Source organism: Roseateles sp. (genome assembly GCF_039595595.1).
Classification (GTDB): domain Bacteria; phylum Pseudomonadota; class Gammaproteobacteria; order Burkholderiales; family Burkholderiaceae_C; genus Roseateles.
This window is the reverse complement of the sequence record NZ_JBCNLG010000001.1, coordinates 282,742-308,245: the sequence shown is the minus strand read 5'-3', so window position 1 is coordinate 308,245 and position 25,504 is coordinate 282,742. Positions and strand designations below refer to the sequence as shown.

General features: G+C 70.6%; 22 protein-coding genes. 8 read left to right on the top strand and 14 right to left on the bottom strand.

The window, feature by feature from the left end; genetic code table 11:
- From ABDW61_RS01380 to ABDW61_RS01365, 4 genes are all read right to left on the bottom strand, one after another.
- On the bottom strand, positions 1 to 339 hold the full coding sequence (locus tag ABDW61_RS01380) for a DUF3649 domain-containing protein (protein ID WP_343635439.1): 339 nt from the start codon (positions 337 to 339) through the stop codon (positions 1 to 3).
- A gap of 2 nt (positions 340 to 341) precedes the next feature.
- Entirely contained in the window at positions 342 to 2,570 is a 2,229-nt protein-coding gene (locus ABDW61_RS01375; protein WP_343635437.1) for a TonB-dependent siderophore receptor, read from the bottom strand.
- Positions 2,571 to 2,837: 267 nt separating this feature from the next.
- The gene (locus ABDW61_RS01370; RefSeq protein ID WP_343635435.1) at positions 2,838 to 4,484 is read right to left on the bottom strand and encodes a tetratricopeptide repeat-containing diguanylate cyclase; all 1,647 of its coding nucleotides are present in this window, start codon (positions 4,482 to 4,484) and stop codon (positions 2,838 to 2,840) included.
- Positions 4,485 to 4,522: 38 nt separating this feature from the next.
- A complete protein-coding gene (locus ABDW61_RS01365) occupies positions 4,523 to 6,049 on the bottom strand; it encodes a CoA-acylating methylmalonate-semialdehyde dehydrogenase (protein ID WP_343635433.1) in 1,527 nt (508 codons plus the stop codon).
- Positions 6,050 to 6,225: 176 nt separating this feature from the next.
- Between ABDW61_RS01365 and ABDW61_RS01360 the strand changes: the two genes are divergently transcribed.
- Positions 6,226 to 7,158, top strand: a complete 933-nt coding sequence (locus ABDW61_RS01360; RefSeq protein WP_343635431.1) for a LysR family transcriptional regulator — start codon at positions 6,226 to 6,228, stop codon at positions 7,156 to 7,158.
- Between the two features lie 6 nt (positions 7,159 to 7,164).
- Here ABDW61_RS01360 and ABDW61_RS01355 read toward each other — a convergent pair whose 3' ends face one another.
- Together ABDW61_RS01355 and ABDW61_RS01350 are read right to left on the bottom strand one after the other, a co-directional pair.
- Positions 7,165 to 8,328 carry an MFS transporter gene (locus ABDW61_RS01355; protein WP_343635429.1) on the bottom strand — a complete coding sequence of 388 codons (1,164 nt, stop codon included), beginning with the start codon at positions 8,326 to 8,328 and terminating at the stop codon, positions 7,165 to 7,167.
- Entirely contained in the window at positions 8,325 to 9,104 is a 780-nt protein-coding gene (locus ABDW61_RS01350) for a DeoR/GlpR family DNA-binding transcription regulator (RefSeq protein WP_343635427.1), read from the bottom strand. Before ABDW61_RS01350 ends, ABDW61_RS01355 begins: the two co-directional genes overlap by 4 nt.
- A 264-nt stretch (positions 9,105 to 9,368) precedes the next feature.
- Between ABDW61_RS01350 and ABDW61_RS01345 the strand changes: the two genes are divergently transcribed.
- The 3 genes from ABDW61_RS01345 (at position 9,369) to ABDW61_RS01335 (ending at position 12,779) form a co-directional block, all read left to right on the top strand.
- On the top strand, positions 9,369 to 11,771 hold the full coding sequence (locus ABDW61_RS01345; protein WP_343635425.1) for a S8 family serine peptidase: 2,403 nt from the start codon (positions 9,369 to 9,371) through the stop codon (positions 11,769 to 11,771).
- Between the two features lie 32 nt (positions 11,772 to 11,803).
- Complete coding sequence (locus tag ABDW61_RS01340; protein ID WP_343635423.1) at positions 11,804 to 12,190, top strand: hypothetical protein; 387 nt, start codon at positions 11,804 to 11,806, stop codon at positions 12,188 to 12,190.
- Positions 12,191 to 12,269: 79 nt separating this feature from the next.
- A complete protein-coding gene (locus ABDW61_RS01335; protein WP_343635421.1) occupies positions 12,270 to 12,779 on the top strand; it encodes a DinB family protein in 510 nt (169 codons plus the stop codon).
- Positions 12,780 to 12,788: 9 nt separating this feature from the next.
- Here ABDW61_RS01335 and ABDW61_RS01330 read toward each other — a convergent pair whose 3' ends face one another.
- The gene (locus ABDW61_RS01330) at positions 12,789 to 13,202 is read right to left on the bottom strand and encodes a GNAT family N-acetyltransferase (RefSeq protein ID WP_343635419.1); all 414 of its coding nucleotides are present in this window, start codon (positions 13,200 to 13,202) and stop codon (positions 12,789 to 12,791) included.
- Between the two features lie 448 nt (positions 13,203 to 13,650).
- On the opposite strand from ABDW61_RS01330, the gene ABDW61_RS01325 reads away from it, so the two are divergent.
- A complete protein-coding gene (locus ABDW61_RS01325) occupies positions 13,651 to 14,433 on the top strand; it encodes a YecA family protein (RefSeq protein ID WP_343635417.1) in 783 nt (260 codons plus the stop codon).
- On the opposite strand, the gene ABDW61_RS01320 is transcribed toward ABDW61_RS01325, so the two are convergent.
- From ABDW61_RS01320 to ABDW61_RS01305, 4 genes are all read right to left on the bottom strand, one after another.
- Positions 14,424 to 16,949: a prolyl oligopeptidase family serine peptidase gene (locus ABDW61_RS01320; RefSeq protein ID WP_343635415.1), complete on the bottom strand. Its 2,526-nt coding sequence runs from the start codon at positions 16,947 to 16,949 to the stop codon at positions 14,424 to 14,426. The genes ABDW61_RS01325 and ABDW61_RS01320 overlap by 10 nt on opposite strands.
- Positions 16,950 to 17,057: 108 nt before the next feature.
- Positions 17,058 to 18,380 carry an Hsp70 family protein gene (locus tag ABDW61_RS01315; protein ID WP_343635413.1) on the bottom strand — a complete coding sequence of 441 codons (1,323 nt, stop codon included), beginning with the start codon at positions 18,378 to 18,380 and terminating at the stop codon, positions 17,058 to 17,060.
- 125 nt (positions 18,381 to 18,505) lie between these two features.
- Positions 18,506 to 19,819 carry a D-amino acid dehydrogenase gene (locus ABDW61_RS01310; protein WP_343635411.1) on the bottom strand — a complete coding sequence of 438 codons (1,314 nt, stop codon included), beginning with the start codon at positions 19,817 to 19,819 and terminating at the stop codon, positions 18,506 to 18,508.
- Positions 19,820 to 19,871: 52 nt separating this feature from the next.
- Entirely contained in the window at positions 19,872 to 20,492 is a 621-nt protein-coding gene (locus ABDW61_RS01305; RefSeq protein WP_343635409.1) for a LysE/ArgO family amino acid transporter, read from the bottom strand.
- Positions 20,493 to 20,632: 140 nt separating this feature from the next.
- On the opposite strand from ABDW61_RS01305, the gene ABDW61_RS01300 reads away from it, so the two are divergent.
- Positions 20,633 to 21,592: a LysR family transcriptional regulator ArgP gene (locus tag ABDW61_RS01300; protein WP_343635407.1), complete on the top strand. Its 960-nt coding sequence runs from the start codon at positions 20,633 to 20,635 to the stop codon at positions 21,590 to 21,592.
- Positions 21,593 to 21,643: 51 nt separating this feature from the next.
- On the opposite strand, the gene ABDW61_RS01295 is transcribed toward ABDW61_RS01300, so the two are convergent.
- Positions 21,644 to 21,856, bottom strand: a complete 213-nt coding sequence (locus ABDW61_RS01295) for a hypothetical protein (RefSeq protein WP_343635405.1) — start codon at positions 21,854 to 21,856, stop codon at positions 21,644 to 21,646.
- Between the two features lie 271 nt (positions 21,857 to 22,127).
- On the opposite strand from ABDW61_RS01295, the gene ABDW61_RS01290 reads away from it, so the two are divergent.
- Both ABDW61_RS01290 and ABDW61_RS01285 read left to right on the top strand, forming a co-directional pair.
- The gene (locus ABDW61_RS01290; protein ID WP_343635403.1) at positions 22,128 to 22,349 is read left to right on the top strand and encodes a hypothetical protein; all 222 of its coding nucleotides are present in this window, start codon (positions 22,128 to 22,130) and stop codon (positions 22,347 to 22,349) included.
- Positions 22,350 to 22,525: 176 nt separating this feature from the next.
- Entirely contained in the window at positions 22,526 to 23,368 is an 843-nt protein-coding gene (locus tag ABDW61_RS01285; RefSeq protein ID WP_343635401.1) for a metallophosphoesterase, read from the top strand.
- 14 nt (positions 23,369 to 23,382) lie between these two features.
- Here the strand turns inward: ABDW61_RS01285 and ABDW61_RS01280 are convergent, their stop codons facing one another.
- A complete protein-coding gene (locus tag ABDW61_RS01280) occupies positions 23,383 to 24,219 on the bottom strand; it encodes a citryl-CoA lyase (protein WP_343635399.1) in 837 nt (278 codons plus the stop codon).
- Positions 24,216 to 25,421 (bottom strand): CaiB/BaiF CoA-transferase family protein, encoded by a 1,206-nt coding sequence (locus ABDW61_RS01275; protein ID WP_343635397.1) that lies wholly within the window; start codon positions 25,419 to 25,421, stop codon positions 24,216 to 24,218. Before ABDW61_RS01275 ends, ABDW61_RS01280 begins: the two co-directional genes overlap by 4 nt.
- Between the last annotated feature and the right edge of the window lie 83 nt (positions 25,422 to 25,504).

Below are 25,504 nucleotides of genomic sequence, written 5' to 3'. Positions count from 1 at the left end.
TCATCCGAGCCAGCGCGGCAGCAGCACGCTCGCGCCGAGCAGCAGCGCCGGCCCGAGCACCCAGGCCCAGGCGCGCCACGCGCTGCGCGCGGCGAAAGCCGTCATGAAGGCGGCGGCATAGGCGATGAAGCCCAGCATCACGCCAGCGATGGCCGCCTCGGCGCGGTGGCCGGACAGCACTGGCTGGCCATGCACCGCGACCGCGGCCGCCAGCGCCGACGCCAGCGCGTAGCCGCCGCCAAGCGCGGCCAGTGCGCGCGAGGCCACCGCGGCGCGATAACGCCAGGGCACGCCCGCTGTCGCGGCTACGGTCTTTGCCGTGGCGGCGTTCCTCGTCATGGTCAGAAGCGGCCCCGCACGCTCAGCATCACGCTGCGCGGGTCGCCGTAGTTGGGATAGTCGAGGTTGGCCCAATAGGTCTTGTCGAGCGCGTTGCGAATCGAGACGCCCAGACTGAAGCGATCGTTGAGCTGGTAGTTGGCGTGCAGGTTCAGCAGCACGAAGCCGCCTTGCGTCACCGTCGTCGTGCCCAGCACCGGATGCGCGATGCCGAAACCGCGCACCGTGCTCTGGTAGTTCAGGCCGCCGCCCAGCGTCAGCTTTTCCCACGTGCCCGGCAGCCGGTAGCTGGTGCTGAGTTGCACCGTGTGGCGCGGCAGGTTGGCGTAGATCAAGTCCGCGGCATTGCGCGTGATGCGCGTGTTGGCATAGCCGGCATTCACCGTCCAGCCGCGCGCGATCTGGCCCGCCACGTCGAGCTCGAAGCCCTTGGTTCTGGTCCCATCCACGCCGATGTAGGGATAGCTGCCGTCGGGCAGACGGAAGTCGTCGGGCAGGGACAGGTCGCGCACGGCGTAGTTGTCCTGCTTCGCCTCGAAGACCGCGGCCGACACCGCCAGCTGCTTGTCGAAGAACTCTCCCTTGAGGCCGAACTCGGTGTTGCTGCCGCGCACCGGCGCGAGCAGGTTGTCATTCCTGTCCTTGTTGCTCTGCGGCTTGAACAGGTCGGTATGGCTCGCGTAGAGCGAGAGCGATTCGCTCAGGTCGTAGACGACGCCGAAGTAGGGAGAGACCTCGTCCGTGACCTTGTAAGCGCCGCTCCTGCCCGTGAACTTGCCGGTGGTGTCGAAGTTGTCGGTGCCCGTCTTCCAGTAGCTCAGCCGCGCGCCGGTGATGACGGACAGCGCGTCCAGCACCTTCCAGCGGCCCATCGCGAAGACGCCGCTCTGCTCGGTGACGGCCACGCGCTTCGCACCGGTGTCGCGGTAGCTCGGCGCCGGCGCATTGCCGTCCCAGCTGCGGATGTCCGGAATGTCGTAGCTCCAGTTGGCGATCGAGCTCAGCGTCGGCGTGGTCGTGGTCGTCTTCACGCCATTGGCGCCGATGACCAGGTCATGCCGGCGCCCGAAGAGCTGGACCGTGCCCGAGGCGTAGAGGTCGAGGCTGTCGCGCTTCTCCCAGCTCTTGCCCACCGCCGCCAGCAACTTCAGACCCGCGCCGGTGACCGGATCGGGATAGCCGCTGCCATAGGTGCGCAGGCTGAAGGTGTTGCCCTCGCTGTGATTGGCGATGGCCTTGAGCGTCCAGTCGTCGCCGAGCTTGTGCTCGATCAGCCCGTAGAAGGTCTCGTTGTAGCGCGACCAGCGCGTCCACGGCGGCGAGAAGCTGGTGTCGCGCGGCAGGCCGGCCAGCGAGCCGTCCGACGCGAAGCGCGGGATCGTGCCCCAGATCGGCCCCTTGGGCACGTTGTTCTGGTTCTGATAACCCAGCGTCAGCGTGGTGCTCGCGCTCAGGTCGGCTTCGACCGCGGCCATGACGGCGGTCTTCGATTCGCTGTGGCGCTTGCGAAAGCCGTCCTTCTCCTGTGCCGACGCGATCAGCCGCGCGCGCACGCGTCCATCGCGGGTCAGCGGCGTGTTGACGTCGGCCTCCAGCCGATGGAAGTCGTCCGAGCCCATCACGATGCCGCCGTAGGCGGAGAAGACCTTCTCCGGCCGCTTGCGGATCATGTTCACCGTCGCCGACGGCATGCCCGCGCCGGTCGTCAGGCCGTTGGCGCCGCGCACGACGTCGATGCGCGAATAGAAGATCGTGTCGAACTCCTGCTGCGTGCTGCCGCTGTAGGTGGGCACGCCGTCGATCTGGAAGTCGGTGATCTGGAAACCGCGCGCGAAGTACAGCGGGCGCTGGGTGTCATAGAAGGACACGTTCACGCCGGTGATGTGCTGCATCACGTCGTTGATGCTGATCAGCGTCTCGTTCTCGAGCCGGCCGGCGTCGAGCGAACTCATCGACTGCGGCGTCTCGCGCGCGGTCAGCGGCAGGCGCGTGCTCGCGCCCTCGAGCTTCTTGCGCGCCGCGCTGATGGTCACGCGATCGAGCGCGGTGCGCCCGCCAGAGCGGGCCGCATCGGCGACCGCATCGGCGTTTTCAGCGCTTTCCGGGGCTTCAGCGGCTTCAGCAGACAGGGCAGTGTCGGCCGAGGACACCGGCACGGCTTGCGCGGCGGCCGCGCAGGACGAGATCAGCAGCGCGGCCGCGAGGGGAGTGGGAGCAGAGCAGCGGGACATGACTGGACAGCAGCGAGCGGGCAGGAACCCGCGTACCGGCGTGCGCAAGCGCACCGGCCCCGAAGGGAGGTGGAGAGGAAGGGGCTTGCGGGTCCGGCTCCGGCATCGCGCGACGCGCGCGACCAAGGTCGCGGGGCGCGGAGGAGCATGGGAATCAGGCTGGCGCGAGGCTCAATGGCGCGGGTTTACCGGCCAGATGAGAACTCTTCTCATTGTAGAAACAGACGCGGGCGGGCCGCAGGCAAAACCTGTCCCCGTGTGCGGTCTTCAGGCCAGGGCGACGCGGTTGCGGCCCAGGTGCTTGGCGCGCTCGACGGCGGCGTTGGCGCGCGCGATCAACAGATCGGTGGCATAGGGGGGAGCGCTGGCCAGGCCCATGCTCAGCGTCACATCCAGCCCAGCGGCCAGTTCGCTCCAGGGATGCACCGAGACGCTGGCGCGAATGCGCTCGCAGACTTCGAAGGCGCGGTCGGCGATGGTGTCGGGGAAGACGACCAGGAACTCCTCGCCGCTCCAGCGCAGCAGCAGATCGGAGCCGCGCGTGTTCTCGCGCAGCAGCTGGGCCAGCTCCTGCAGCACGCGATCGCCGATCTCGTGGCCATGGCGCTCGTTGATGTTGCGCAGGCCGTCGGCATCGATGAGCGCGACGGTGAGTGGCTTGGCGTCCTGCTCGGCCGCGCGCAGCAGCGGCGGCAGGCGCGCCTCGAGACAGCGGCGGTTGCCCAGGCCGGTCAGCGGGTCCTTGAACTCGGACGCGTCGCGCGTGGCGGCATTCGCCGGATCGCCGGCGAACTCGGCCTCCATCCGCGAGACGAAATATTGCGATTGCGCCATCAACTGCGAGACGGCCCGGCGGCGCTCAAGGGTGCGGGCCTGCTCGAGGTGGTGCAGCGAGGGACCGAGCAACGCCAGCGCCTTCGCCGCGCGATGGCTGGCGTGGTGAAGACGCTGACGCAGGACCAGCGGCGGCGGGCCCGGGGCATCGGCATCGCCCTCCGTCTCGGCCTGGAGCGATTGCAGCTGCTGCCAGGCGGCGCTGGCCTGGCCGCGCGCGAGCTGCAGTTCGGCGAGCATGCAGCGCAGGCGCCAGTCGAGCAGCCGGAAGCCGGCGCGCTCGCTCGCCTCGCGGGCTTCGATGAGCAGCGGCTCGGCTTCGTCGAGGCGGCCCATCAGCAGCAGCACCTCGCCGAAGTTGGAGGCGGTCAGCGCGATGCCGTAGCGGTCGCCCAGCGCCAGCGAATGGGGCCGGGCCTCGCGTGCGAGCTCGAGCGCGCGTTCCAGCGTTCGCGCCGCCTGCTCAGGGGCGGCGCCGTCGCGCTGCAGGTGATAGGCGCCGAGCGCGACGGTGCACAGGTTGGTCAGCGTGACGACGCGCTCATAGGGCGAGGCGTTCGTGCGCAGCAGGCCGGCGGCTTCGGTCATCAGGCGCTCGGCCTGCCAGGGATCGCCCATGCGCTCGAAACAGGCGCCCAGGCCATTCAGCGCGATCGCGTGCAGGCGCAGGTCGCCGAGTTCGCCGGCCAGCTTCAGCGCCTCATGCGCGCAGGCCAGTCCTTGCTCGTAGGCGCCGAGCTCGCAGGCCGCCAGGCTCATCCAGCGCAGCAGCTCGCAGGTCGCGGCACTGGCGCCGAGCGGGCGCATCAGGCGCAGCGCGCGCTCGCCGGCGTCGAGCATGCCGCGCAGATCGCCGCGGCGCAGGCGGAAGAAGCTGCGCAGGCGGCCGGCCTCGGCCTGCTCGTTGATGTAGCCCTCGGCATCCGCGCGATGCCAGATCGCATCGGCGAGCGCCAGGCCATCGTCCAGCCGGGCTTCCTGCTGCGCGAGACGCGCGCGCTCGAGCAGCTCGCCCAGCGGCACGCCGTCGAAGGACTCGCGGGAGAGGGGTTCGGAGGAAGGGGCGCCGCTCGGAAACATCCGGCTAGGTTAGCCGATCACGCGGCGCTCGCCGCCTCTTACTTGCTGGTGGGCATCACGAACTCGGCGCCCTTGGCGATGCTGGCGGGCCAGCGCTGCATGACGCTCTTCTGCTTGGTGTAGAAGCGCACGCCCTCCTCGCCATAAGCGTGCATGTCGCCAAAGAGGCTCTTCTTCCAGCCTCCGAAGCCATGCCAGGCCATCGGCACCGGGATCGGCACGTTGATGCCGACCATCCCCACCTGCACGCGCCGCGCGAACTCGCGCGCCACGTTGCCATCGCTGGTGAAGCACGCCACGCCGTTGCCGAACTCATGCGCGTTGACCAGGTCCAGCGCCTCGCCGAAGTCCTTGACCCGCACACAGGCCAGCACGGGGCCGAAGATCTCCTCCTTGTACAGGCGCATCGACGGCTGCACGTGGTCGAACAGCGTGCCGCCGGTGAAGAAGCCGCCCGGCAGTCCCTCCACCTGATGGCCGCGCCCGTCGACCACCAGCGCCGCGCCCTCTTCGACTCCGGTGGCGATCGCCGCTTCGATGCGGTCGCGCGCCTCGCGCGTGACGATCGGGCCCATCTCGGCATCGAGCGCCATGCCGTTCTTGATCTTGAGCGCCTTCGCGCGCTCGGCCAGCCGCGGCACGATGCGGTCGGCGATGTCGCCGACCAGCACCGCCACCGAGATCGCCATGCAGCGCTCGCCCGCCGAGCCGTAGGCCGCGCCGATCAGCGCGTCAACGGCCTGATCGATGTCCGCATCGGGCATGACGACCATGTGGTTCTTCGCGCCGCCCAGCGCCTGCACGCGCTTGCCCTGCTTGGCGCCGGTCTCGTAGATGTACTGCGCGATCGGCGTGGAGCCCACGAAGCTCAACGCGCGCACGTCCGGATGGTGCAGCAGCGCGTCCACGACCTGCTTGTCGCCCTGCACCACCTGGAAGATGCCATCGGGCAGCCCGGCCTCCTTGAACAGCTCGGCGATGACGAGACTCGGCGACGGGTCGCGCTCGCTGGGCTTGAGGATGAAGGCATTGCCGGTGGCGATGGCAATCGGGGCCATCCACATCGGGACCATGAAGGGGAAGTTGAACGGCGTGATCCCCGCCACGACGCCCAGCGGCTGGCGCGTGGTCCAGTTGTCGATGCCGGTGGAGACCTGCTCGGTGAAGTCGCCCTTGAGCAACTGCGGCACGCCGCACGCGAATTCGACGACGTCGATGCCTCGCGCCACTTCGCCCTGGGCGTCGGTGAAGACCTTGCCATGCTCGGCGGTGATCATCGCGGCGAGGCGGTCGCGGTGCTGGTTCAGCAGCTCGAGGAACTTGAACATCACCCGCGCGCGGCGCAGCGGCGGCGCATCGGCCCAGGCCGGGAAGGCGGCGCGCGCCGCGGCGACCGCGGCCTCGACATCGGCCGCGTTGCCCAGCTGGAGCTGGCGCGCGACCTCGCCCGTGGCGGGATTGAAGACCGCCTGGCTCCTTCCCGACGTGGCCGCGCGACGCTCGCCGGCAATGAAATGGGGGATGTCGGCGCGGTCGGTGAAAGCGGCGGGGGCGGTCTGGGTCACGTCGGTCTCCTGCTTCTGTGGGATGCGGACGAGTCTAGGCATCCCCCCTCCCCCTGCCTAGACCAGATCGGCAACCACATTGTTCGATAGACTGAACAGTCATGGCCTCGCGACACCCCGCCCTCCCCCCGTCATCGCTCCCACCTTCGCCCTCGCCCTCGGCCTCCCCTTCGCCCTTGAAGGCCGAAGCCCGCGATGAACTGCTGTGGTCGCAGTTGCAGGCGCTGATCGCGGTCGCGCGGCTGGGCAGCTTCACGAAAGCGGCGCAGCGGCTGGGGCTCTCCAAGGCCGCCGTCAGCCAGCGCGTGGCGGACCTGGAGCGCCACCTCGACCAGCAACTGGTCCAGCGGACAACGCGTTCGGTGCGGCTGAGCGAGGCGGGATTGCGCCTTGTCGAACAGGCCGAGCCCGGTCTGGCCCTGCTCAATCGCAGCCTGAGCGAAGCCCGCGAGGCGGCCGGCACGCCGCGCGGCCTGCTGCGCGTGACGGCGCCGGTGGCGCTGGGCCGGCAGCATGTGGCGCCGGCGCTGCCCGCGTTCTTCGAGCGCTATCCGGAACTGCGCATCGAACTCGATCTGTCCGACCGGCTCGTGCCGCTGGCGCAGGAAGGCTTCGACCTCGCGATCCGGCACACAAGCGCGCCGCCCGAGACCCATGTGGCGTTCAAGCTCTGCGCGTCACGCGCGCTGCTGACGGCCAGTCCGGCCTACCTGGCGCGGGCGGGCGTGCCGCGGCATCCCGCGGAACTGGCGCAGCACCGCTGCCTGCCCTATCTGCGGCCCGGACCGGCGCAATGGTTCTTCGAACGCGGCGCGGGCGGCGGCACGCCCGAGCGCATCCGCGTGCCGGTGCAGGGTCTCTTCCGCGCGAGCAACAGCGAAGTGCTGCGGGATGCCGCGCTGTCGGGCGTCGGCATCGCGCTGCTGCCGGACTTCAGTGCCGGCGAGGCGGTGCGCGAAGGCCGCCTCGTCGAGGTGCTGCCGGAGTGGCGCCCGGTGGGTTTCTTCGGCGATGCGATCTATGCGATCCACCCCTGGAGCAGCCACACCCCGCAGGGGGTGAGGCGGCTGGTGGAACACCTCAAGGGGGTGATGGACGGCGGCTACTGAGACGGCTCAGCGCGTGACCTTCGCCGCGCTCACGGGCACGAGCGCGAGCAGCGCGGCCAGCAGCCAGAACGCCGTCGACAGTCCGACCCCGGCGGCGAGGAAGCCGATCAACGCCGGCCCGAGCAGCACGCCCGCATAGCCGGCCGTCGTCACCGCCGAGACGGCAAACGCGGCCGGCATCACCGCCTGCTGGCCAGCGCGCCGGAACAGCACCGGCACGAGGTTGGACGCGCCCAGGCCGATCAGCACGAAGCCCGCCAGGGCCATCAAGCGGACCGGCGCGAGCAGCAGTGCCGCCACGCCGGCCACCGCGATCACGCCGCCGACGACCAGCGTCGTGCGATCGCCCAGGCGCGCGACGACCGCATCGCCGGTGAGCCGCCCCGCTGTCATCGCGATCGAGAACAGCATGAAGCCAATGCCACCCTGAGCCGGCGCGACGAGCTTGGCCTCGGTCAGCAGCAGCGCGCTCCAGTCCAGCACCGCGCCTTCCGCGAGGAAGGTCACCGCGGCGAGCAGCGCCATCAGCCACACGAGGCCGCGCGGCATCACGAACAGCGGACCGCTGGATGAGCGCGCCGTCTCCAGCACATAGGGCCAGGCGACCACGACCGCCAGCGTCATCAGCGCGGCGCCGAGCAGCGTCGCGTGCAACGGCTCGAAGTCCATCGACAGCAGCAGCGTCATGAACGCCGCGCCAATGAAGCCGCCCACGCTGTAGAGCCCGTGGAATCCGGACATCAGCGGCTTGCCCGCCGCGCGCTCGACCTCCAGCGCGTTGATGTTCATCGCCACGTCGAGCGAGCCCAAACACGCGCCGAATGCCGCCAGCACCAGGCCCAGGGTCCAGGGCGAGCCCGCCACCGCCAGCAGCGGCAGCAGCGCCGCCATGCCGAATCCGCTGCAGACGATCACCCGCCGCGTGCCGAAGCGCGTGCTCAACATGCCAGCCGCGGCCATCGCCACGACGGAGCCCAGTCCCAGACACAACAGCAGCACGCCGAGCGCGCCTTCGTCGACGCCCAACCGCTGCCGCGCGAACGGCACCAGCGGCGCCCAGCACGCGACGCCAAAGCCCGCCACCAGGAAGGCCAGGCGGACCGCGAGACGGTGCTCGGGTTTCTCGACCGCGGGCTCGGTGCCCGCCAGGGTGTGCGGGGCGGCGCTCATGCCGACGTCTCCACGGGGATCACGTCGACGCCGGCTTCGCGCAGGCCCCGCACCACGCCGGCATCGAGGTCCTGCTCGATCACGGCCGTCTTGAGCATCGCGAAGTCGGCGATGTGGTGCGGCGCCGAAGCGCGCGCCTTGTCGCTGGTCAGCAGCGCCACGACCTGGCGGCTGTTCCGGATGAGCGTGCGTTTGAAGGCGGCCTCGCTGAACTGCGTCGTCATGACGCCGTCCGCCACCGACAGCGAACAGACGCCGACGAAGCACCGGTCGATGCGCATCCGGGAGAGCGCGTCGACCGCGGCCGCGTCCACGCAGCCGCCCAGGTGGCGGTCGACCTCGCCGCCCAGCATCAGCAGCCGCAGGTCCTGCCGGCGCAGCACCGCCGCCGCGACGTCGACCGCGTTGGTGGCGATGGTCAGTCCGGCGTCCTCGGGCAGGAACTCGACCAGCGCCAGGTTGGTGCTGCCGGTGTCGATGAACACCAGCTCGTCCGGCCGGACCGTCGCCGCGCCGGCCCGCGCGAGCGCCGACTTGCGTCCCGGCGCCTCGCGCAAGCGCGCCGCGAGCGGACGATCGTTCTCCTGCACCGGCACCGCGCCGCCATAGACGCGGCGGCACAGGCCATCGGCCGCCAGCGCGCGCAGGTCGCGGCGGATCGCGTCCTCGGACAGCTTGAACTCGGCGGCGAGGTCCGCCGCAACGACGGACTGGCCGGCCGACAGGCGCTCGGCGATGAGCTGCCGGCGGGCTTGGGGAAGGTCGGGTTGCGTCATGTCGCCCTCGGTTGAAGCGCCGCAGTATGCATGTTTCATCTCGTTTATGCACGATGCTGCACGATTCTTGGATTGCTGCTCGCACCGGTTCCGCGTCCGTTCGAACCCCTTCCGCCTCCCCCGCAGTGGGGAAACATCCCTTAACCGTGGGGCCTGCGCCTCCTTCCCAAGGGGGAAGGCATCCCTAGACCAGCGGTTTTTCCGCGCGGCCTGGCCGCCGAAAGTGGCCCCCAGGCGGTCGCTGTTGGCCGTCGGGAGACAGGTATGACATCGTTGAAAGTGATGCGCCGCGTGGCCGCCCTGGCGGTTCTCGGCGGCGCGAGCGCCGTGTGGCTGGGCGTGACGCCCGCCGCGGCACAAACCCCGAGCCGGGATCCGGACATGGTGCCCGGCGTGCAGTTGCCCACCGGCGAGGCGCTGCGCGTGGGCGGCTACGCCGCATTGAAGGCCAAGGCGCTGCAGTCGCCGCGCAAGGTGCGCGTCATCGCGCGGCTGTCGGCGCTCGCCGCTGGCACCGGCCCGGCCGCCGAGCCGCTGCGCGCGCTTGGCGAGACCCCGGCCATCCGCAGCGCCCGCGACCAGCTGGCGCTGCGCCTGCGGGCGCGCGGCGCGGAGGCCGTCCAGGCGCTGCCCGACACCTCGCTCGTGGTCATGGAAGTGGACGCGGCGCAGCTCGACGCGCTCGTGGCCAACGGCGAGGTGGCCGAACTCACCGAGGACGTGCCGGTGCCGCCGACGCTGGCCGACTCCGGCCCGCTGGTGCATGCGCCGCAGGCGCAGGCCCTGGGTGCGCGTGGCGCCGGCACCGCCGTGGCGATCCTCGACACCGGCGTGCAGAGCAACCATCCGTTCCTGAACGGCCGTGTCGTCGAGGAGGCCTGCTTCTCGACCACCTCGGCCTCGAGCAACTCGACCTCGGTCTGCCCCGGCGGCGCCTCGAGCAGCACTGCCGTCGGCTCGGGCGCGGCCTGCGCCGTCAGCGGCTGCGACCACGGCACGCATGTGGCCGGCATCGCCGCCGGCCGCGCCTTCGGCGCCATCACCTTCAACGGCATGGCGCCCGACGCCAACATCATGGCCGTGCAGGTGTTCTCCCGCTTCACCGACACGCCGGGGAACACGCCCTGCGCGAACGCCGGCACCGCCTCGCCCTGCGCGCTGAGCTTCACCTCGGACCAGATCCGCGGCCTGCAGCGCGTGCTGGACCGGCGCGCCGCGCGCAACGTCGTCGCGGTGAACATGAGCCTGGGCGGCGGCGTCAACGCCGCGGCCTGCGACGGCGACGCCCGCAAGGACGTCATCGACGATCTGCTGGCCGCTCGCGTCGCGACGGTGATCGCCTCGGGCAACAACGGCTCGACGACCGGCGTCAGCGCGCCGGGCTGCATCTCGACCGCGGTGACCGTCGGCTCGACCACCAAGGCCGACGTGGTCTCGGGCTTCTCCAACAGCGCGGCGCTGGTCGACCTCCTCGCCCCGGGCTCGAGCATCAACTCGTCGGTGACGGGCGGCGGCTTCGGCGTCAAGAGCGGAACCTCGATGGCGACGCCGCACGTGACGGGCGCCTTCGCGGCGATCCGCTCGGTGGTGCCCGGCGCCAACGTGGGCGACATCCTCGGCGCGCTGCAATCGACCGGCGTGGCGATCACCGACGCGCGCAACAACCTGACGCGGCGGCGCATCAACATCGAGGCAGCCGTGCGGCAACTGGCGCCGCAGCCGTTCGCGCTGTCCAGCGGCATGCTGTTCCAGCTCCACGGCGACGGCCGCATCTGGGCCCACACCGGCGTGGCCTGCAGCGGCAACGCCTGCCCGGGCTGGGTGATGCTCGACAACAACCCGGCCACGAAGGCGATCGCCGCCGGCGGCAACGCGCTGTACCAGCTGCACGCGGACGGCAAGGTCTGGCGCTACACCGGCATCCGCTGCGGCGCCGACAGCTGCCCGGGCTGGCAGATGCTCGACAACAATCCGGCCACGAAGCAGATCGCGGCGGGCGGGACCTCGCTGTACCAGCGCCATGCCGACGGCAAGATCTGGCGTTCGACCGGCGCGGCCTGCTCGGGCAACAGCTGCCCCGGCTGGACGATGCTGGACAACAACCCGGCCACGGTCGACATCGTCGCGGACGGCACGCGGCTCTATCAGCGCCACAACACCGGCCGCCTCTGGCGCTCGACGGGCGTGGCCTGCTCCGCCAACAGCTGCCCCGGCTGGACGATGCTGGACAACAACCCGCACACCGTCGCGCTCGCGGCGGCGGGCGGCGCGCTGTTCCAGCTGCATGACACCGGCGCGATCTGGCGCTCGACGGGCGTGGCCTGCTCGGGCAACAGCTGCCCGGGCTGGACGATGCTCGACAACAACCCGGCGGCCCGCGAGATCGCGGCCAATGTGGGCGGGCTGTTCCAGCGCCATGTGGACGGGAAGATCTGGCGCTTCACCGGCACGGTCTGCAGCGGCAACAGCTGCCCGGGCTGGACGATGCTGGACAACAACGGCGCCACGGTGCAGATCGAGGCGTCGACCACCGGGCTCTTCCAGCGTCACAACACCGGCCGCATCTGGCGCTCGACGGGCGCGGCCTGCTCGGGCAACAGCTGCCCGGGCTGGGTGATGCTGGACAACAATCCGGCCACCAGCACCATCGTGACGGCCCAACCATGATGTCCGGGTCACCGCGTCTGTCGCGTCTGCGCATGCCAGCATGCATCGCCGCCGCCTTGCTGGGCACGGCCTGCGCGCTGATGGGCGGCGACGGCGCGGTGGCCGGCTCGCCGGGCGCGCCGCTGTCCTCTTCCACCGGGGAGTGCCCTGCCATGGATGCCATCGAAGGCGCCGCGGCGCTGCTCGCGTCGCTGGATCGCAACCCGGACCGTCCGGCCCGGGTGCTGCTGCGGCTCAAGCCGGGGCCGGCCGCGATGGCCAGTGTGCGGCGCGCGCTCGACGCGGCGAAAGCCGCGGGCGAGCCGGTCGGCGGCCGGCCGCTGCTGGTTGCCGAGCTCACGGCGGCGCAACTGCGGACGGTGCTCGCGAGCTGCGAGGTGATCGCCGTTCAGCCTGACGAGCCCGCACCGCCGGGCTGACCTCCGGCCCGTCCGAAGCGGCGCTGTCATGATGTCGCCCAGCCGAGGCCCATCCCGGGCCGACTGCCAAGGAGCGCCCATGAGCACCGCATCGATGCTGTCGACCCTGTTCCGCTACCAGGCCTGGGCCCATGACGGGTTCCTGCGGGCGATCGAAGACCTCGATGCCGAGCGGTGCGGGGAGGAGCGCCACCTGGCGCTGCGCGTGCTGAACCACGTGTTCGTCGTCAATCAGATCTTCACCGGCCACCTGACCGGCCAGCCTCACGGCTACGAGGCCAACAACACCGTCGACACGCCCACGCCGCAGGCACTGCGCGCGGCGCATGCGGCCTCGGACCGGTGGCTGCTGGAGTACGTCGCATCGATCACGCCCGAGCAACTGGCCGAGCGGGTCGCATTCACCTTCACCGATGGCGACCGCGGCGCGATGACGCGCGAGGAGATGCTGTTCCACGTGGTGACCCACGACGGATACCACCGCGGCGAGGTGGGACGGATCCTCAAGCAGATCCAGTCACCGCTGCCGTGGGACACCTTCGCGGTGTTCCTGCATCAGGATCAGCCGGAGCGGCGCGGTCAGGGTTGAGGGCGGGCCTCAGTCCGCGGGCCTCACGTAGTAGAGGTCGAACTCGCTCTCTTCCACCAATTCGAATCCGTGCCGCTGGTAGAAGCGATTGGAGTCGCTCTGCTTCAGGGCGCCGACGCGCACCGGCAGGCCGAGTGCTCGCGCTTCGCCGAAGACCTCGGCGAGAACGCCTGCGCCGACGCCGCGCCCCTGCCAGCCCGGATCGATATAGAGATGATCGAGCGCCAGCCAGCCAGGTTGCCGCGTCGTGACGACGAAGCCGACGCGCTGGCCGTCGACGACGATGTGGCGGGTGCGCTCGGGATCGAAGCTGGAGAGGAAGCGCTCGCGCGCCCGCTGCGGATCAAAGCGGCCGATGCGCTCGAGGCTCTCGCGCATCGCGGCGATGCGCAGCGCGACCAGGGCTTCAGCGTCGTCCGCCATCGCGGCGTCGAATCGGAAAGGGGCTTCGCTTGGCGACGTGGGCATGGCATGCATCGTAAGAGCACCACCGGCCGCGTCCCGACCCGCAAAAAAGGACGCCCGACCAGCGAGCTGACCGGGCGTTGCAAGTCCTAGAAAGGACGTCGTTGGGATCGGTGCCTGCCGCCGGGGCCTGTGGGGCCGCGCCGTCGGAAGGCGTGAGGTGGACTCTAGGGCGAACCCTGAGCGGCAGGCATCCCCTCTAGGTGGGATACGCCGTGAAAATGGTCAGCAGGTGTAAGAAGCACTCCGCAATACGGAAAACTGCACGCCATCGCCGGTCTCGGCCCATGACTTTCGTGCGGTGTCCCACGGAAGGCATCCCCGTACACATGCCCAGGCACGCGGTCCGTCGCCCGTTGAATGGACATCGCGGCCCGCGAGGGACCCGCCCGGATAATCGCGCCCCATGACCGCGTCCAAGCCTCCTCAGAAGTCCGCGCCTCGCGCGCCCGCCGCCAAGACCGGCGCGCCCGCGCGCGGTCCGCGTCCTCAGCATGGCCGCGCGCCGTCGGCCGCGATGGCCGCGCCCAGTGCCCCGCCCGAGGCCTGGAGCGACGACGACCTCGACGAACTGCAGTCGCTGCTCGACGAGGTCCCCGCGCCCCTGGAGCCGCTGGATGCCTCGATGCTCGACGGCTTCCTCGTCGCGCTGATCCTGCAGCCCAAGCCGGTGCCGCTCTCGGACTGGTGGCGATGGGTGCTCGACGCCGAGCAGGGCCGCCCCGCCCCCGCGCGCTACGACGCGCAGCCGCTGCTGCAGCTCGTGCAGCGCCGTGAGCGCGAGCTCAAGCAGGCGATTTCCGATCGCCAATGGTTCGACCCCTGGGTCTTCGAACTCGACGAGGACGCGTCCCCGTCCGAGACCGTGCTGCCGTGGGTGGCCGGCTTCGCGCTCGCGGCCGACCTGTTCCCGGCGCTGATGAACCTGGACGAGTCGCAGCTCACCGAGCCGCTCGCGCAGCTCTACATGCACCTCGACCCCGACGACCTCGAGGACGCCGACGCGCTGCTCGAGGAGATCGAGAGCCTGGAGCCGCCCGAGGAGCTCGACGACGCCGTCGAGAGCCTGGTGCGCGCGACGCTGCTGCTGGCCGATGTCTCGCGGCCGCGCCCCGTGGCCAAGCCGCGCGGGCCGGGCGGCCCTGGCGGTCCGCGCCGCGGCGGACCGCCGCCCCGCCGTCAGCGCTGAGGGATCGCGGCGCCGGGTCCGACCTGGCGCTTCATCCACTCGCTCATTTCCCACAGCGTGTGGCCGATGGACTCGCGCGCCGTGTAGCCGTGCGACTCGAACGGCAGCGTGACGTAGCGCACCGTGCCGCCCGTGCCGGCCAGCGCCTGGTACAGCCGCGCGCTCTGGATCGGGAAGGTGCCGGAGTTGTTGTCCGCCTCGCCGTGGATCAGCAGCAGCGGCTCCTTCAGGCGATCCGCGTAGTTGAACGGCGAGAGCTTCTGGTACACGTCCTGCGCCTCCCAGTAGGTGCGGCGCTCGCTCTGGAAGCCGAACGGCGTGAGGCTGCGGTTGTAGGCCCCGCTGCGCGCGATGCCGGCCTTGAACAGGTGGGTGTGGGCCAGCAGGTTGGCCGTCATGAACGCGCCGTAGCTGTGGCCGCCCACCACCATGTGATCGCGATCGCTGACGCCCAGCTCCACCGCCTTGTCGATGATCGCCTGCGCGTTGGCCGTGATCTGCGCGATGAAGCTGTCGTTGACCGTCTTCGGATCGCCGACCACCGGCATGGTCGCGTCCATCAGCACCACGTAGCCATCGAGCAGCAGCATCTGCGGGCTGGTGGCCGGGAAGCTCGCGAAGCGGTTGCTGGAGCCGCTCACCTGGCTCGCCGTCGAAGCGTCCGTGTACTCGAGCGGATAGGCCCAGACGAAGGTCGGGCGGCGCTCGCCGTCCTTGTAGCCCGGCGGCTTGTACAGCCAGAACGACAGCTCCACGCCATCGGCGCGCTTGAAGCGCACGAACTCGCGCTGGATCTCGCGCAGCTGCGGCGTCGGGTCCTTCACGTCGGTCAGCGGCTTCATGCCGGCCAGCGAGGCGCCATCGCGCAGCATCACGTTGCCGGGTTCGGTGACGCTCTCGCGCACCGTCAACACCCGCGCGCCCGACGCATCGAGCACCGCCAGCGGGCGCTCGAAGTGCGCCGCGTCGCCGCCCTGCGCGGCGACGCCGGACTGGAAGACGCGCGTCTTCTTGTTGTCCGCCAGCGAGAGCCGGTCGATGAAGGGCTTGTCGCCTTCGGGGCTCGCGCCCAGGCCGAAGTTCCAGATCGCGCCGTCGTCCACGCGGATCACCGAGCGGCCCGTCGCCTGCATGCGGCCCAGCGGCGTGCCGGGATCGCGGTAGCGGTCGCGCAGGGAGCGCTCGATCAGGCGCTGCGCGGGCGCCGTGCCCGCCAGCGTCACCAGCTCGGTCGACGTGCGCATCTTCGCGACGTCGACATCAGCCACCAGCGCCTGCTCGCCGCCCTCGAGGAAATCGAGCTTCATCAGCCGCTGCGTGATGCGATGCACTTCGCGCGCCTCGCCGGTGTACGGGGCGTCCAGGCGCATCAGCCGGTCGCGATGCTCGGCCGGCACGCGCGTGTCGCCGCCGTCGAGCGCCTCGACCCAGTAGACCGCGCCGTCCGCGCCCGGCGACGCGAAGAACTGGCGCGGGCCGGTGATGACGCCCTCGACCGGCACGCCTTCCTTGAGCCTGGTGCGGCCCACCGGCACGACCTTGCCGTCGACGCCGCGGACCTCCGCCTGCGTCGCGAAGTCGTCCCAGCCGACCTGGTAGCTGAACGGCTCGAGCAGACGCGTCGTCAGGACCTGGCCTGCCGTGCCGAGCGCCTCGAGGCGGCTGAACATCGCCGGCTCGCCGACCGGCTTGACCGCGCCGGTGTTCAGGTCGACGCGCGCCAGCTGCGAGGTCGCGTGATGCGCGAAGACGGCCGCGTCCTGCGCGTTGGTCAGCAGGTCCTGCTGTGTGCGCTCCGGCGAGTTGCGGCCGATGGATTCCTGGATCGACGGCCCCGAGGGCGCCGCGAAGACCGGCGCCGGGCCGCGTCCCGCAGGGACCGTCAGCGTCAGCAGCTCATGGCCGCTGAGCCACACGACGTCGTTCTCCAGCATCGTGTGCAGCCGCAGCTTGGGCACCGGCTTGAGCTTGCCGCTCGCGACCTCGCCCACCCACAGTTCGACCGCGGTGGCGGTGCGGCGGTTCAGCAGGAAGCGCTTGCCGTCCGGCGAGAAACGCAGCAGATGGAAGGCGCCGCCCGCCGGCAGCGCGATCTGGCGCTCCGCGGCGGGGTCCGCGCCGGCGCCGCTGCCGGGCAAGGCGCGCAGCGTCAGCGACTCGATCTCCGAGATCAGCTGCGGGCTGTCGGTGGCCGGGTCGTAGCGCAGGCCGGCCTGGCGCAGCACCGGGCGCGCGAGCTCGGCGATCGTGCGGAAGCGGCGATGTCCGACGATGGCCAGCGTGCGCTGGTCCGGCGAGACCTGGTAGACCGGCAGGCCCTTCGTGTCGAGCACCGCGCGGATCGCGGCCGACGGCTGCTGATAGACCTGCGCCAGCGACGCGGCGGGGGTCAAGGGCGTCGTGGCGGCCGCCTCATCGATCGCTTGATCGGCCGCTGGCGCGGCCATCGCGGCGGAAACGGAAAGCGCCAGCGGCAGCAGCGAGAGCAGCGGGCTCGGCGACGGAGCGCAGGACATGGGCATGTGTCGGCCTGGAAACATGAGGAAGGCGGCAATCTATCAGCGCCCTCTTCACGGCTCCGCCCTCGGACCTCCGGGTGAACCCGAAGTTCCCGCGCGCGTGGATCACGCCGCGAACAGACGCGCGGCGTGCAGCCCGAGACCGGTCGCCACCGACGCGAAGCGGTCGCCGCGCACGCCGCGCGCTTCGGGATAGTCCGAGGCGATGCGGTCCGCCAGCACCCGCAGTCCGGTGGAGCCGCCGGTGAAGTACAGCGCGTCGATGTCCGACGGCTTCAGCCCCGCGCGCTCGACCGTCTCGCGGCCCGCCTGGGCGATGCGCTCGATGTCGCCGCGCAGCGCGTCCATCGCCGCGGTCTCCGACAACTCGACCGACAGCCCGGATTCGATCAGGCCGAGGTCGATCGTGCAGCCGCCACCGCCGGCGACCTCGATCTTGGCGTCCTCGGCGCGGTTCGCGAGTTCGTGGCCGAGCCGCTCCTCCAGCACCGTCATCAGGCGCTGGTGATGGCGCGGGTCGCCGTAGAAGCTCTTCATGCCACGCAGCTCCATGACGCGCTGCGGGCTGTAGCAGGTGTTGATCAGGTGCCAGGTGGCGAGGTCGAAGTAGACGCCGCTGGGCACCTCGCGCGGCGTCTGGCCGGGCTTGGCGGGACCCAGCGCGCGGTAGCCGAATTCGCGCAGGATGCCGGTCAGCTCGATGTGGCGGTCGAAGTCGGTGCCGGCGATGTGCACGCCGTGACTGGCCAGGATGTCCTCGCGCCGGTCCAGGCGCTGGAGCCGGTCCGGGCCCACCCGCACCACCGAGAAGTCGGAGGTGCCGCCGCCGATGTCGGCCACCAGCACGAGCTGCTCGCGCTCGGCCTGCTGCTCGAAGTCGAAGGCCGCGGCGATCGGCTCGAACTGGAAGTGGACGTCCTCGAAGCCCACGGCCCGCGCCGCGGCGGCCAGCGAGGCCTGCGCGGCGGCGTCGCGCTCGGGCTCGCCGTCGACGAAGTAGACCGGCCGGCCCAGCACGACGCGGCGCGGCTCATGGCCGTCGGCCGAGGCCGCCTGGCGGCGCAGCCGCTTCAGGTAGCCGGCCAGCATGTCCGCGTACTTCACGCCCTTGCCGCCGCCGACATCGGTGACCTGGTCGATCAGGCTGGAGCCGAGGATGCTCTTCATCGAGCGCATCAGCCGCCCGTCGGTGCCTTCGACGTAGGCCGCCAGCGCCGCGCGCCCGAACGCGCGCGGCGGGCCGTCGGCGTCGTGGCGGCCCTCGGCGAAGTAGAAGACGGCGGTCGGCATCGTCACGTGGCCGCCTTCGAGCGGCACCAGACGCATCGCGCCGGCGCGCTCGGCGTCGGGCACGGCGACCGCCGAGTTGGAGGTGCCGAAGTCGATGGCGCAGAAGTCGCGCGGCAGGCCGGAGGACGAGGAAGACATGGCGCGGCGTGAATGCGAAAAGGGCGCGGATTCTAGCCGCGCCCTTCAAAGGGGGAACGCCGTGCCGATGACGGCGTCAGGGGCTCCGTGGCGTCATTCCGCGGATCGCCCTCGAATCAATCGAATCAAGCCGCCTGCAGGCTGCGCACCGGCTTGGCCGGCAACGCGTCGCCGTAGAAGGCGAAGTCCAGCTCGGGGCGCTTGCCGCTCATCAACTCGGCCAGCGCGCGGCCGGAGCCCGCGCCGTGGGTCCAGCCCAGCGTGCCGTGACCGGCGTTGATCCACAGGTTCGAGGCCTTCTGGCTGCGTCCGATGTAGGGCACGTTGGTCGGCGTGCTGGGGCGCAGGCCGGTCCAGTAGTTGGGCTCGCTCAGGTCGGCGACGCCGGGGAACAGCTCCTCATAGCGGCGGATCAGCGACTCGCAGCGCACCTTGGAGGTCGGCGTGTCCAGGCTGGTGTCCAGGCCCACCAGCTCGGCCGTGCCGGCGATGCGGACGAAGTCGCCCAGCCGGGAGATCGCGATCTTGCGCGCGTCGTCCAGCAGGCTGACGGTGCTGGCCAGCTCCGGCTGCTTCAGGCGCAGCGTCGCCGAGTAGCCCTTGGCCGGATAGATGTTGAGGTGCTCGCCCAGCGGCTTGGTCAGGCCCGGCGCGTAGGACGCCAGCGCCACGACGTAGGCGTCGCCCTTGAGCCATTGCGTCTGGCCGGTCTCCCGCGAGCGGACCTGCACGCCCGCCACCTCGTGGCCTTGCGGCTGCAGCGTCACGATGTCGTGATTCCAGAGGAACTGCGCGCCGCGCTTCTCGGCCAGCTTCGCCAGCGCCTGCGTGAAGACGCGCGCGTCGCCGGACTCGTCGCTGGGCGTGTAGGTGCCGCCGAAGACCGCCTGCTGCGCCGAACGCAGCGCCGGCTCGATCGCGAACACCTCCTCGCGGCTCAGCACGCGGCGGTCGACGCCGTGGCGGCGCATGATCTCGGCGCCCTGGGCGCCGGCTTCGAAGTCGGCCTCGCTGCCGAAGAAATGCAGGATGCCCTTCTGCAGGCGGTTGTACTCAATGCCCGTTTCCGCGACGAGCGCCTGCAGCGACTCGTGGCTGTAGCGGCCCAGGCGCACCAGTTGCTCGACGTTGCGCTCGAAGGCGGCCGTCGTGCACTGACCCAGGAAGGACAGGCCCCAGCGCCACTGCGCCGGGTCCAGCCGCGGGCGGAACAGCAGCGGCGCATCGTCCTTCAGCAGCCACTTCGCGACCTTGAACGGCGCGCCGGCATTGGCCCAGGGCTCGCAGAAGCAGACCGAGATCTGCGCGCCATTGGCGAAGCTGGTCTCCAGCGCCGCGTCGGGCTGGCGGTCGACGACGACGACATCGTGACCCTGGTCCAGCAGGTACCAGGCGGTGTGGATGCCGATGATGCCGGCGCCGAGGACGATGACCTTCATGGGAGAGCTCCAGGTGAACTTGTGGTTCCGCGTCGATGTCGCGTGGGGGGCGTCAGGCCAGCGGGCGCAGGATCAGCTGCAGTCCCAGGATGGCCATCACGAGGGCGATCAAGGCATCGATGCTGCGCCAGACCGCCGGACGGCGCAACGGCGCCGCCACCGCCGCCGCGCCGAAGCCGAGCAGCGAAAACCACATCCAGGACGCCACCGAGGCGCCCGCCGCGAACGGCAGTTGCAGGCCCGCCGGCTGCTGGGCGCCGACGGTGCCCAGCAGCACCACCGTGTCCAGGTAGACATGCGGATTCAGATAGGTCATGGCCAGCGTGCTGCCGAGCACCGCCGTCAGCGACGCGCTGCCCGCCTGCGCCTGCAGGCCGGCCTTCGGGGAGATCGCGCGCAGCGCGGCCTTGGCGCCGTAGGCCAGCAGGAAGGCGGCGCCGCCCCAGCGGAAGGCTTCCATCAGCAGCGGGCTGGCGGCGATCAGCCGGCCCAGTCCGAACACGCCCAGCCAGATCAGCAGCATGTCCGACAGCGCGCACACCGCCACCACCGGCGCCACGTGCTGACGCATCAGGCCCTGGCGCAACACCAGCGCGTTCTGCGCGCCGATGGCGACGATCAGGCCGGCTCCGGTGAGCCAGCCTTGCAACAGGGCCGCGCTGGGGGTGGACATGGGCGGGGGAAATCGGAAAACAGGGTTTTCGGGGCGAGTGCTTCCGTCCGCTCCGGGGAAGCGGCTGGGGCGGATTGTGGAGAGCGCGCTTCATTCCATGAAGCGGGATTAATATCTCAGCGACTCCATTAGGAACGCTAATGAAAGACCTGGATGCCGCCGGCCTGGATTGCCTCGCCGCCCTGGCGGACGAACGCAGCTTCGAGCGCGCCGCGGAGACGCTGGCCATCACGCAGAGCGCCGTGTCTCAGCGCCTGCGCAATCTGGAGGCGCAGGTGGGCCAGTTGCTGGTCGTGCGCTCCCGGCCGCTGAGGCTGACCGAACCCGGCAAGCGCCTGCTGCGATATGCCCGCCAGCTCGCGGCCTTGCGCTCGGACGTGGTCCGGGAGCTGGGCGTGCAGGCGGCCCAGACCGAGCGGCTGCCGATCGCGGTGAACGCGGACAGCCTGGCCACTTGGGTGCTCCCGGCGCTCGACCCGCTGGTGCAGCGCGGATTGCGGGAGGGGTTCGGACTGGAACTGGTGGTCGACGATCAGGACTTCACCCACGACTGGTTGCGCCAGGGGGAGGTGCTGGGATGCGTCACGACGGTGCCTCAGGCGTTGCGCGGATGCATCGCCCAGCCGCTTGGCGTCATGCGCTACATCGCCGTCGCCAGCCCGGCGTTCGCTGCCCAGGCCCTTCCGCAAGGCCTGGGCGCTGCAAATTTCGCGCAGGTGCCCTTCCTGGTGTTCAACCGCAAGGACGATGCCCAGCAGCAATGGGTGCGGCAGGCCATGGGGCTGCGCTCGGCGCGGCTGAACGCGCGCTACGTGCCGTCGAGCGAGGGCTACGTCAACGCGGTGCGGATGGGCTGGGGGGTGGGCGTGGCGCCGGAGCTGCAGGTGCGGCCGCTGCTGGCGAGCGGCGAACTGGTCGCGCTGCGGCCGGAGGTGCAGGTGGACGTCGCCCTGTACTGGCACCAGTGGAAGCTGGGTGGCGAGACGCCGGCGCCGGGCGGTACGGCCGCGCTGGCGGAGGGCGGAACGCCGCCGGCGCTGTTGGACCAGATCGGGGAAGCGCTGGCGCGCGGCGCCCGGGACGCGCTGATCGCAGGCTGATCGCGCGCTGAGCCGTGGCGCCTTGGCGCCGCGAGCCCGTCAGCGCTTCAATCAGCGCTTGAGCGAGGCGACCTGCACGCGTGCCTGCGGCAGGTGGGCCGGCGGCGTGGACGAAGGCGCCGACGACGCCTTCTGCTGCGCGAGCGGGAGGCGGAAGCCGCCGCGTTCGTGCTTGTCCTGCACGGAGTTGGCCAGCCAGCCGGAGGTCAGCACCACGGTGCTGACGATGGCCCAGGTCATCGACTTGTGGATCAGAGGAGACATGAGGAAGGCAATGGCCCAGGGAAACTACGGAAGGGACGAAGCATAGTCACCCCTGTTTGAGGGGGGCATCACACCTAAGTAGGGAGCGTGGTTATTTCACATCCCCTGTGGCGGGTTTACCCCAAGCTGTGTGTATTTGTGAACGCGGTTCCCGGCGACCCGCAACCTGGGGATTTATCCGAAGGTAAAGGCGCGCAAACTGTGGCTGTCATCGCGGCGCGGCATCGGCGGCGCGAGATCCGAGCCCCCGTGCTTTTCGACGAGGTCCATCATGCGAATCACGTCCGCCCTGCGCCTTTTCCGCCGCAACACGCCCGGCGTTCACGAACCGGAGCCGGCCGACATGGGGACCGCGTTTGGCATGGAGGCCAGCTTCGGGGACGACAGCGAGTACGAGGACTTCCGCCGCAGCGATTACGGGCTGGAGTCGGAGGCCTCGCCACCGGCGACGGTGTTCTCGCCGCTGTCCTGGATGGCGAGCCGCCGCGGCTGAACGATCAAGGCGCCCTTCGGGGCGCCTTTCGCTTTCCGGGATCTCGCTGCCGGGTGACCGTTCGGTGGATCGGCACTTCCGCCTGGCGTTGGACAATGCGCGCTTGCGCGGCGCGACGCGATTGCCGCCCATCGCGCCCCTTCCGCCGTTCTCCGGCGCTCCTTCCGTGATTCGCCGTGCGCCTGCAACTGATCTCCGACCTCCATCTCGAGCGCCAGACCGACTTCCAGACCATTGCCGCGCCGGGCGTCGATCTGCTGGTGCTGGCGGGCGACGTGGGCTCGTACCAGGCGGGTTCGCGGCTGGTCACCGACGACTTCGGCCTGGGCCGCTTCTCGCCGAAGCGCGCGGACGCCGCATGGCCGCGAGTGCTGTACGTGCCGGGCAATCACGAGTACGACGGCCTGGACTTCCCCACCGCCCAGGCGCGGCTGCGGCAGACCTGTGCCGAGCTCGGCATCGACTGGCTGGACCGCGAGACCATGGTCATTGACGGTGTGCGTTTCATCGGCACGACGCTGTGGGCCGATTTCGACGCGCTGGCCGCGCGCGAAGCGACGCCGACCAAGCAGCTCGCCGCGCGCGAGAAGGCCTTCCGCGCGGCGAATCACTATCTGCGCAAGTACTCGACGCTGATCGACGGCCAGCACATGCTCGCCGAAGGCATGCGCGATCTTTCGCTCGAATGCCAGGCCTGGCTGCGCGAAGCGCTCGCGCAGCCCTTCGACGGCCCGACGGTCGCCGTCACGCACTTCGCGCCGAGCCTGCGCAGCGCCGACCCGCGCTACGGCCTGACACCGGGGACGGCGGGCTTCTGCAACTCGCTCGACGAGCTGCTGCCGTTCGCGGATCTCTGGCTGCACGGCCACCTGCACTGCGCGCACGACTACGTCGTCGAGTCGCCGAGCGGCCCGCGCGGCGAGGTCTTGCATCGCTGCCGCGTGGTCGCCAATCCGCTGGGCTACGCCAACAAGGGCGAGCAAGAGGATTACCGGCCGGAACTCGTCATCGAGGTCTGAGCGCTCCCAGGGATTCAGCGCTTCGCCGCCGGACCGTCATAGGTCCACAGGTACTCGCGCGGCATGGGCCCCTTGTTCCGGCCGCCCTGCTGCGTCTGCTCCCAGGCGTGCGCCAGGATGCCCACCGATCTGGAAATACAGAACAGCCCGCGCGCCAGCGGCGCCGGAAATCCCAGCTCGGCATAGATGACCGCCGTCGCGCCATCAATGTTCATCGGAATGCGGCGGCCGTTCTTGCGGCGCTGCAACTCGGCCTCGACCGCGCGGCCGATCGCCGCGAAGCGCCCGGAGACCACGCCCAGCCCCGCCGCCTCGTCGACGAGGTCGAGCAGCCGCGGCGCGCGCGGATCCACCGGATGGAAGCGATGCCCGAAGCCCGAGACGAACTTGCCGCGCAGCTCGATGGCCTCATCCAGGCCCGCCGCACAGGCCGCCTCGAGCGGCGCGCCCGCGTCCATGCGGGCCGCGATCGACTGCAGCATCTCGACGCACTGCTCGCCCGCGCCGCCATGCACGTCGCCGAGCACGTTGAGCGCCGACGCCATCGCGTTGTTCAGGCCCACGCCGCACGTGGCCGCCATGCGCGCGATCGCGATGCTCGGCGCCTGCGGCCCATGATCGACCGCCGCCGTCAGCGCCACGTCCAGCAGTCGCGCCTGCTCCGCGCCGGGCAACTCGCCCCGCGTCATCAGCCAGATCATCTGGGCGAAGCTCACCTGCCCGATCAGGTCCTGGATCGCATGGCCGCGGTACCGGATCACCCCGGGCGACATCTCGATGATCGAGGTGCGCCACCAGTCCGGCACGCGCTGATCGTGGACCGGCTCGTCGATGTGATCGTGACCGCTCATACCGCCTGCTCCTGTTTCAATGCGGCGCGCTCGCCGGCGCCGTAACCGAGCTCTTCCAGGATCTCGTCGGTGTGCTGGCCAAGCCGCGGCGGCGGCGTCGCCACCGACGGCGCCTGCCCGTCCAGCTTGAAGCCGGTGCGCACCACCTGGATCGGCCGGCCGACGCCCGGGACCTCCTCGAAGCGGCCCACCATGCCGCGCCCGGCGATCTGCGGATGCGCCAGCGCCTCCTTCACCGACAGCACCGGTCCCGCCGGCACGCCGGCCGCGTTGAAACGCTGCCACCACTCGGTGGCCGAGCCCTCGCTCATCGCCGCTTCGAGGAGATGCTTCAGCTCGGCCCGGTGCTTCAGCCGCGCGTGGCGATCAGCGAAGCGCGCGTCGGCCCGCCATTCCGGATGGCCGACGACCTCGCACAGCGCCTCGAACTGCTCCTGCTTGTTCGCGGCGATGTTGAGCAGCCCCTGCCCAGTTCGGAAGGTGCCCGACGGACTCGCCGTCACGTTGTCATTGCCCATCGGCCGCGGCTCGCGGCCGGCGACCAGCAGGTTGGACACCGCCCAGCCCATCGTCGCCATCGCGGCCTCGAGCATCGAGACATCGATGAAGGTCGCCTCCGTGCGCTGGCGGTCCGCGAGCGCCGCCGAGATCGCCATCGCCGCCGTCAGCCCGCCGATCGTGTCCGCCACCGGATAGCCGACGCGGCAGGGCGCGGTGTCCGCATCGCCGGTGATGCTCATCATCCCCGACATGCCCTGGATGATCTGGTCGTAGGCCGGCAGGTCGCGCAAGGGCCCGTCCTGGCCGAAGCCCGAGATCGCGCAATAGACCAGCCGCGGGTTGTCCTCGCGCAGCGCGTCGAAGCCGACGCCCAGCCGCTGCATCACGCCGGGCCGGAAGTTCTCGACCACGACATCGGCCGTCGCGACCAGCCGGCGGAACACCGCCTTGCCCGAGCGTTGCTTGAGGTCGATGGTGATCGAGCGCTTGCCCGGGTTCTGCGCCAGGAAGGACACGCCCATGTGGGCCCGGTTCAGCGCGGTGTCGGCGCCGAGTTGGCGCGCGAGGTCGCCGGCCCCTCGCGCCTCGACCTTGATGACGTCGGCACCCAGGTGCGCCAGTTGGTGGCAAGCGAATGGACCGGCGAGGACGTTGGTCAGGTCCAGGACGCGCACGCCGTGCAGGGGGGAGGTTCCAGCCATCGGTCGTCTCGGGGCTTGTTCTATCTGGTAGAACAGTGATTTGTCTGATAGAACTCTAGACCGGTCGACGAGACGGAAGACAA

Coding starts and splice junctions, on each gene's coding strand:
- ABDW61_RS01320 (WP_343635415.1), bottom strand. CDS start 16,949: ATGTCCTGCGCTCCGTCGCCGAGCCCGCTGCTCTCGCTGCTGCCGCTG.
- ABDW61_RS01380 (WP_343635439.1), bottom strand. CDS start 339: ATGACGAGGAACGCCGCCACGGCAAAGACCGTAGCCGCGACAGCGGGC.
- ABDW61_RS01280 (WP_343635399.1), bottom strand. CDS start 24,219: ATGAGCGGTCACGATCACATCGACGAGCCGGTCCACGATCAGCGCGTG.
- ABDW61_RS01300 (WP_343635407.1), top strand. CDS start 20,633: ATGAAAGACCTGGATGCCGCCGGCCTGGATTGCCTCGCCGCCCTGGCG.
- ABDW61_RS01290 (WP_343635403.1), top strand. CDS start 22,128: ATGCGAATCACGTCCGCCCTGCGCCTTTTCCGCCGCAACACGCCCGGC.
- ABDW61_RS01340 (WP_343635423.1), top strand. CDS start 11,804: ATGCCAGCATGCATCGCCGCCGCCTTGCTGGGCACGGCCTGCGCGCTG.
- ABDW61_RS01335 (WP_343635421.1), top strand. CDS start 12,270: ATGAGCACCGCATCGATGCTGTCGACCCTGTTCCGCTACCAGGCCTGG.
- ABDW61_RS01355 (WP_343635429.1), bottom strand. CDS start 8,328: ATGAGCGCCGCCCCGCACACCCTGGCGGGCACCGAGCCCGCGGTCGAG.
- ABDW61_RS01295 (WP_343635405.1), bottom strand. CDS start 21,856: ATGTCTCCTCTGATCCACAAGTCGATGACCTGGGCCATCGTCAGCACC.
- ABDW61_RS01375 (WP_343635437.1), bottom strand. CDS start 2,570: ATGTCCCGCTGCTCTGCTCCCACTCCCCTCGCGGCCGCGCTGCTGATC.
- ABDW61_RS01345 (WP_343635425.1), top strand. CDS start 9,369: ATGACATCGTTGAAAGTGATGCGCCGCGTGGCCGCCCTGGCGGTTCTC.
- ABDW61_RS01275 (WP_343635397.1), bottom strand. CDS start 25,421: ATGGCTGGAACCTCCCCCCTGCACGGCGTGCGCGTCCTGGACCTGACC.
- ABDW61_RS01325 (WP_343635417.1), top strand. CDS start 13,651: ATGACCGCGTCCAAGCCTCCTCAGAAGTCCGCGCCTCGCGCGCCCGCC.
- ABDW61_RS01310 (WP_343635411.1), bottom strand. CDS start 19,819: ATGAAGGTCATCGTCCTCGGCGCCGGCATCATCGGCATCCACACCGCC.
- ABDW61_RS01315 (WP_343635413.1), bottom strand. CDS start 18,380: ATGTCTTCCTCGTCCTCCGGCCTGCCGCGCGACTTCTGCGCCATCGAC.
- ABDW61_RS01305 (WP_343635409.1), bottom strand. CDS start 20,492: ATGTCCACCCCCAGCGCGGCCCTGTTGCAAGGCTGGCTCACCGGAGCC.
- ABDW61_RS01350 (WP_343635427.1), bottom strand. CDS start 9,104: ATGACGCAACCCGACCTTCCCCAAGCCCGCCGGCAGCTCATCGCCGAG.
- ABDW61_RS01370 (WP_343635435.1), bottom strand. CDS start 4,484: ATGTTTCCGAGCGGCGCCCCTTCCTCCGAACCCCTCTCCCGCGAGTCC.
- ABDW61_RS01330 (WP_343635419.1), bottom strand. CDS start 13,202: ATGGCGGACGACGCTGAAGCCCTGGTCGCGCTGCGCATCGCCGCGATG.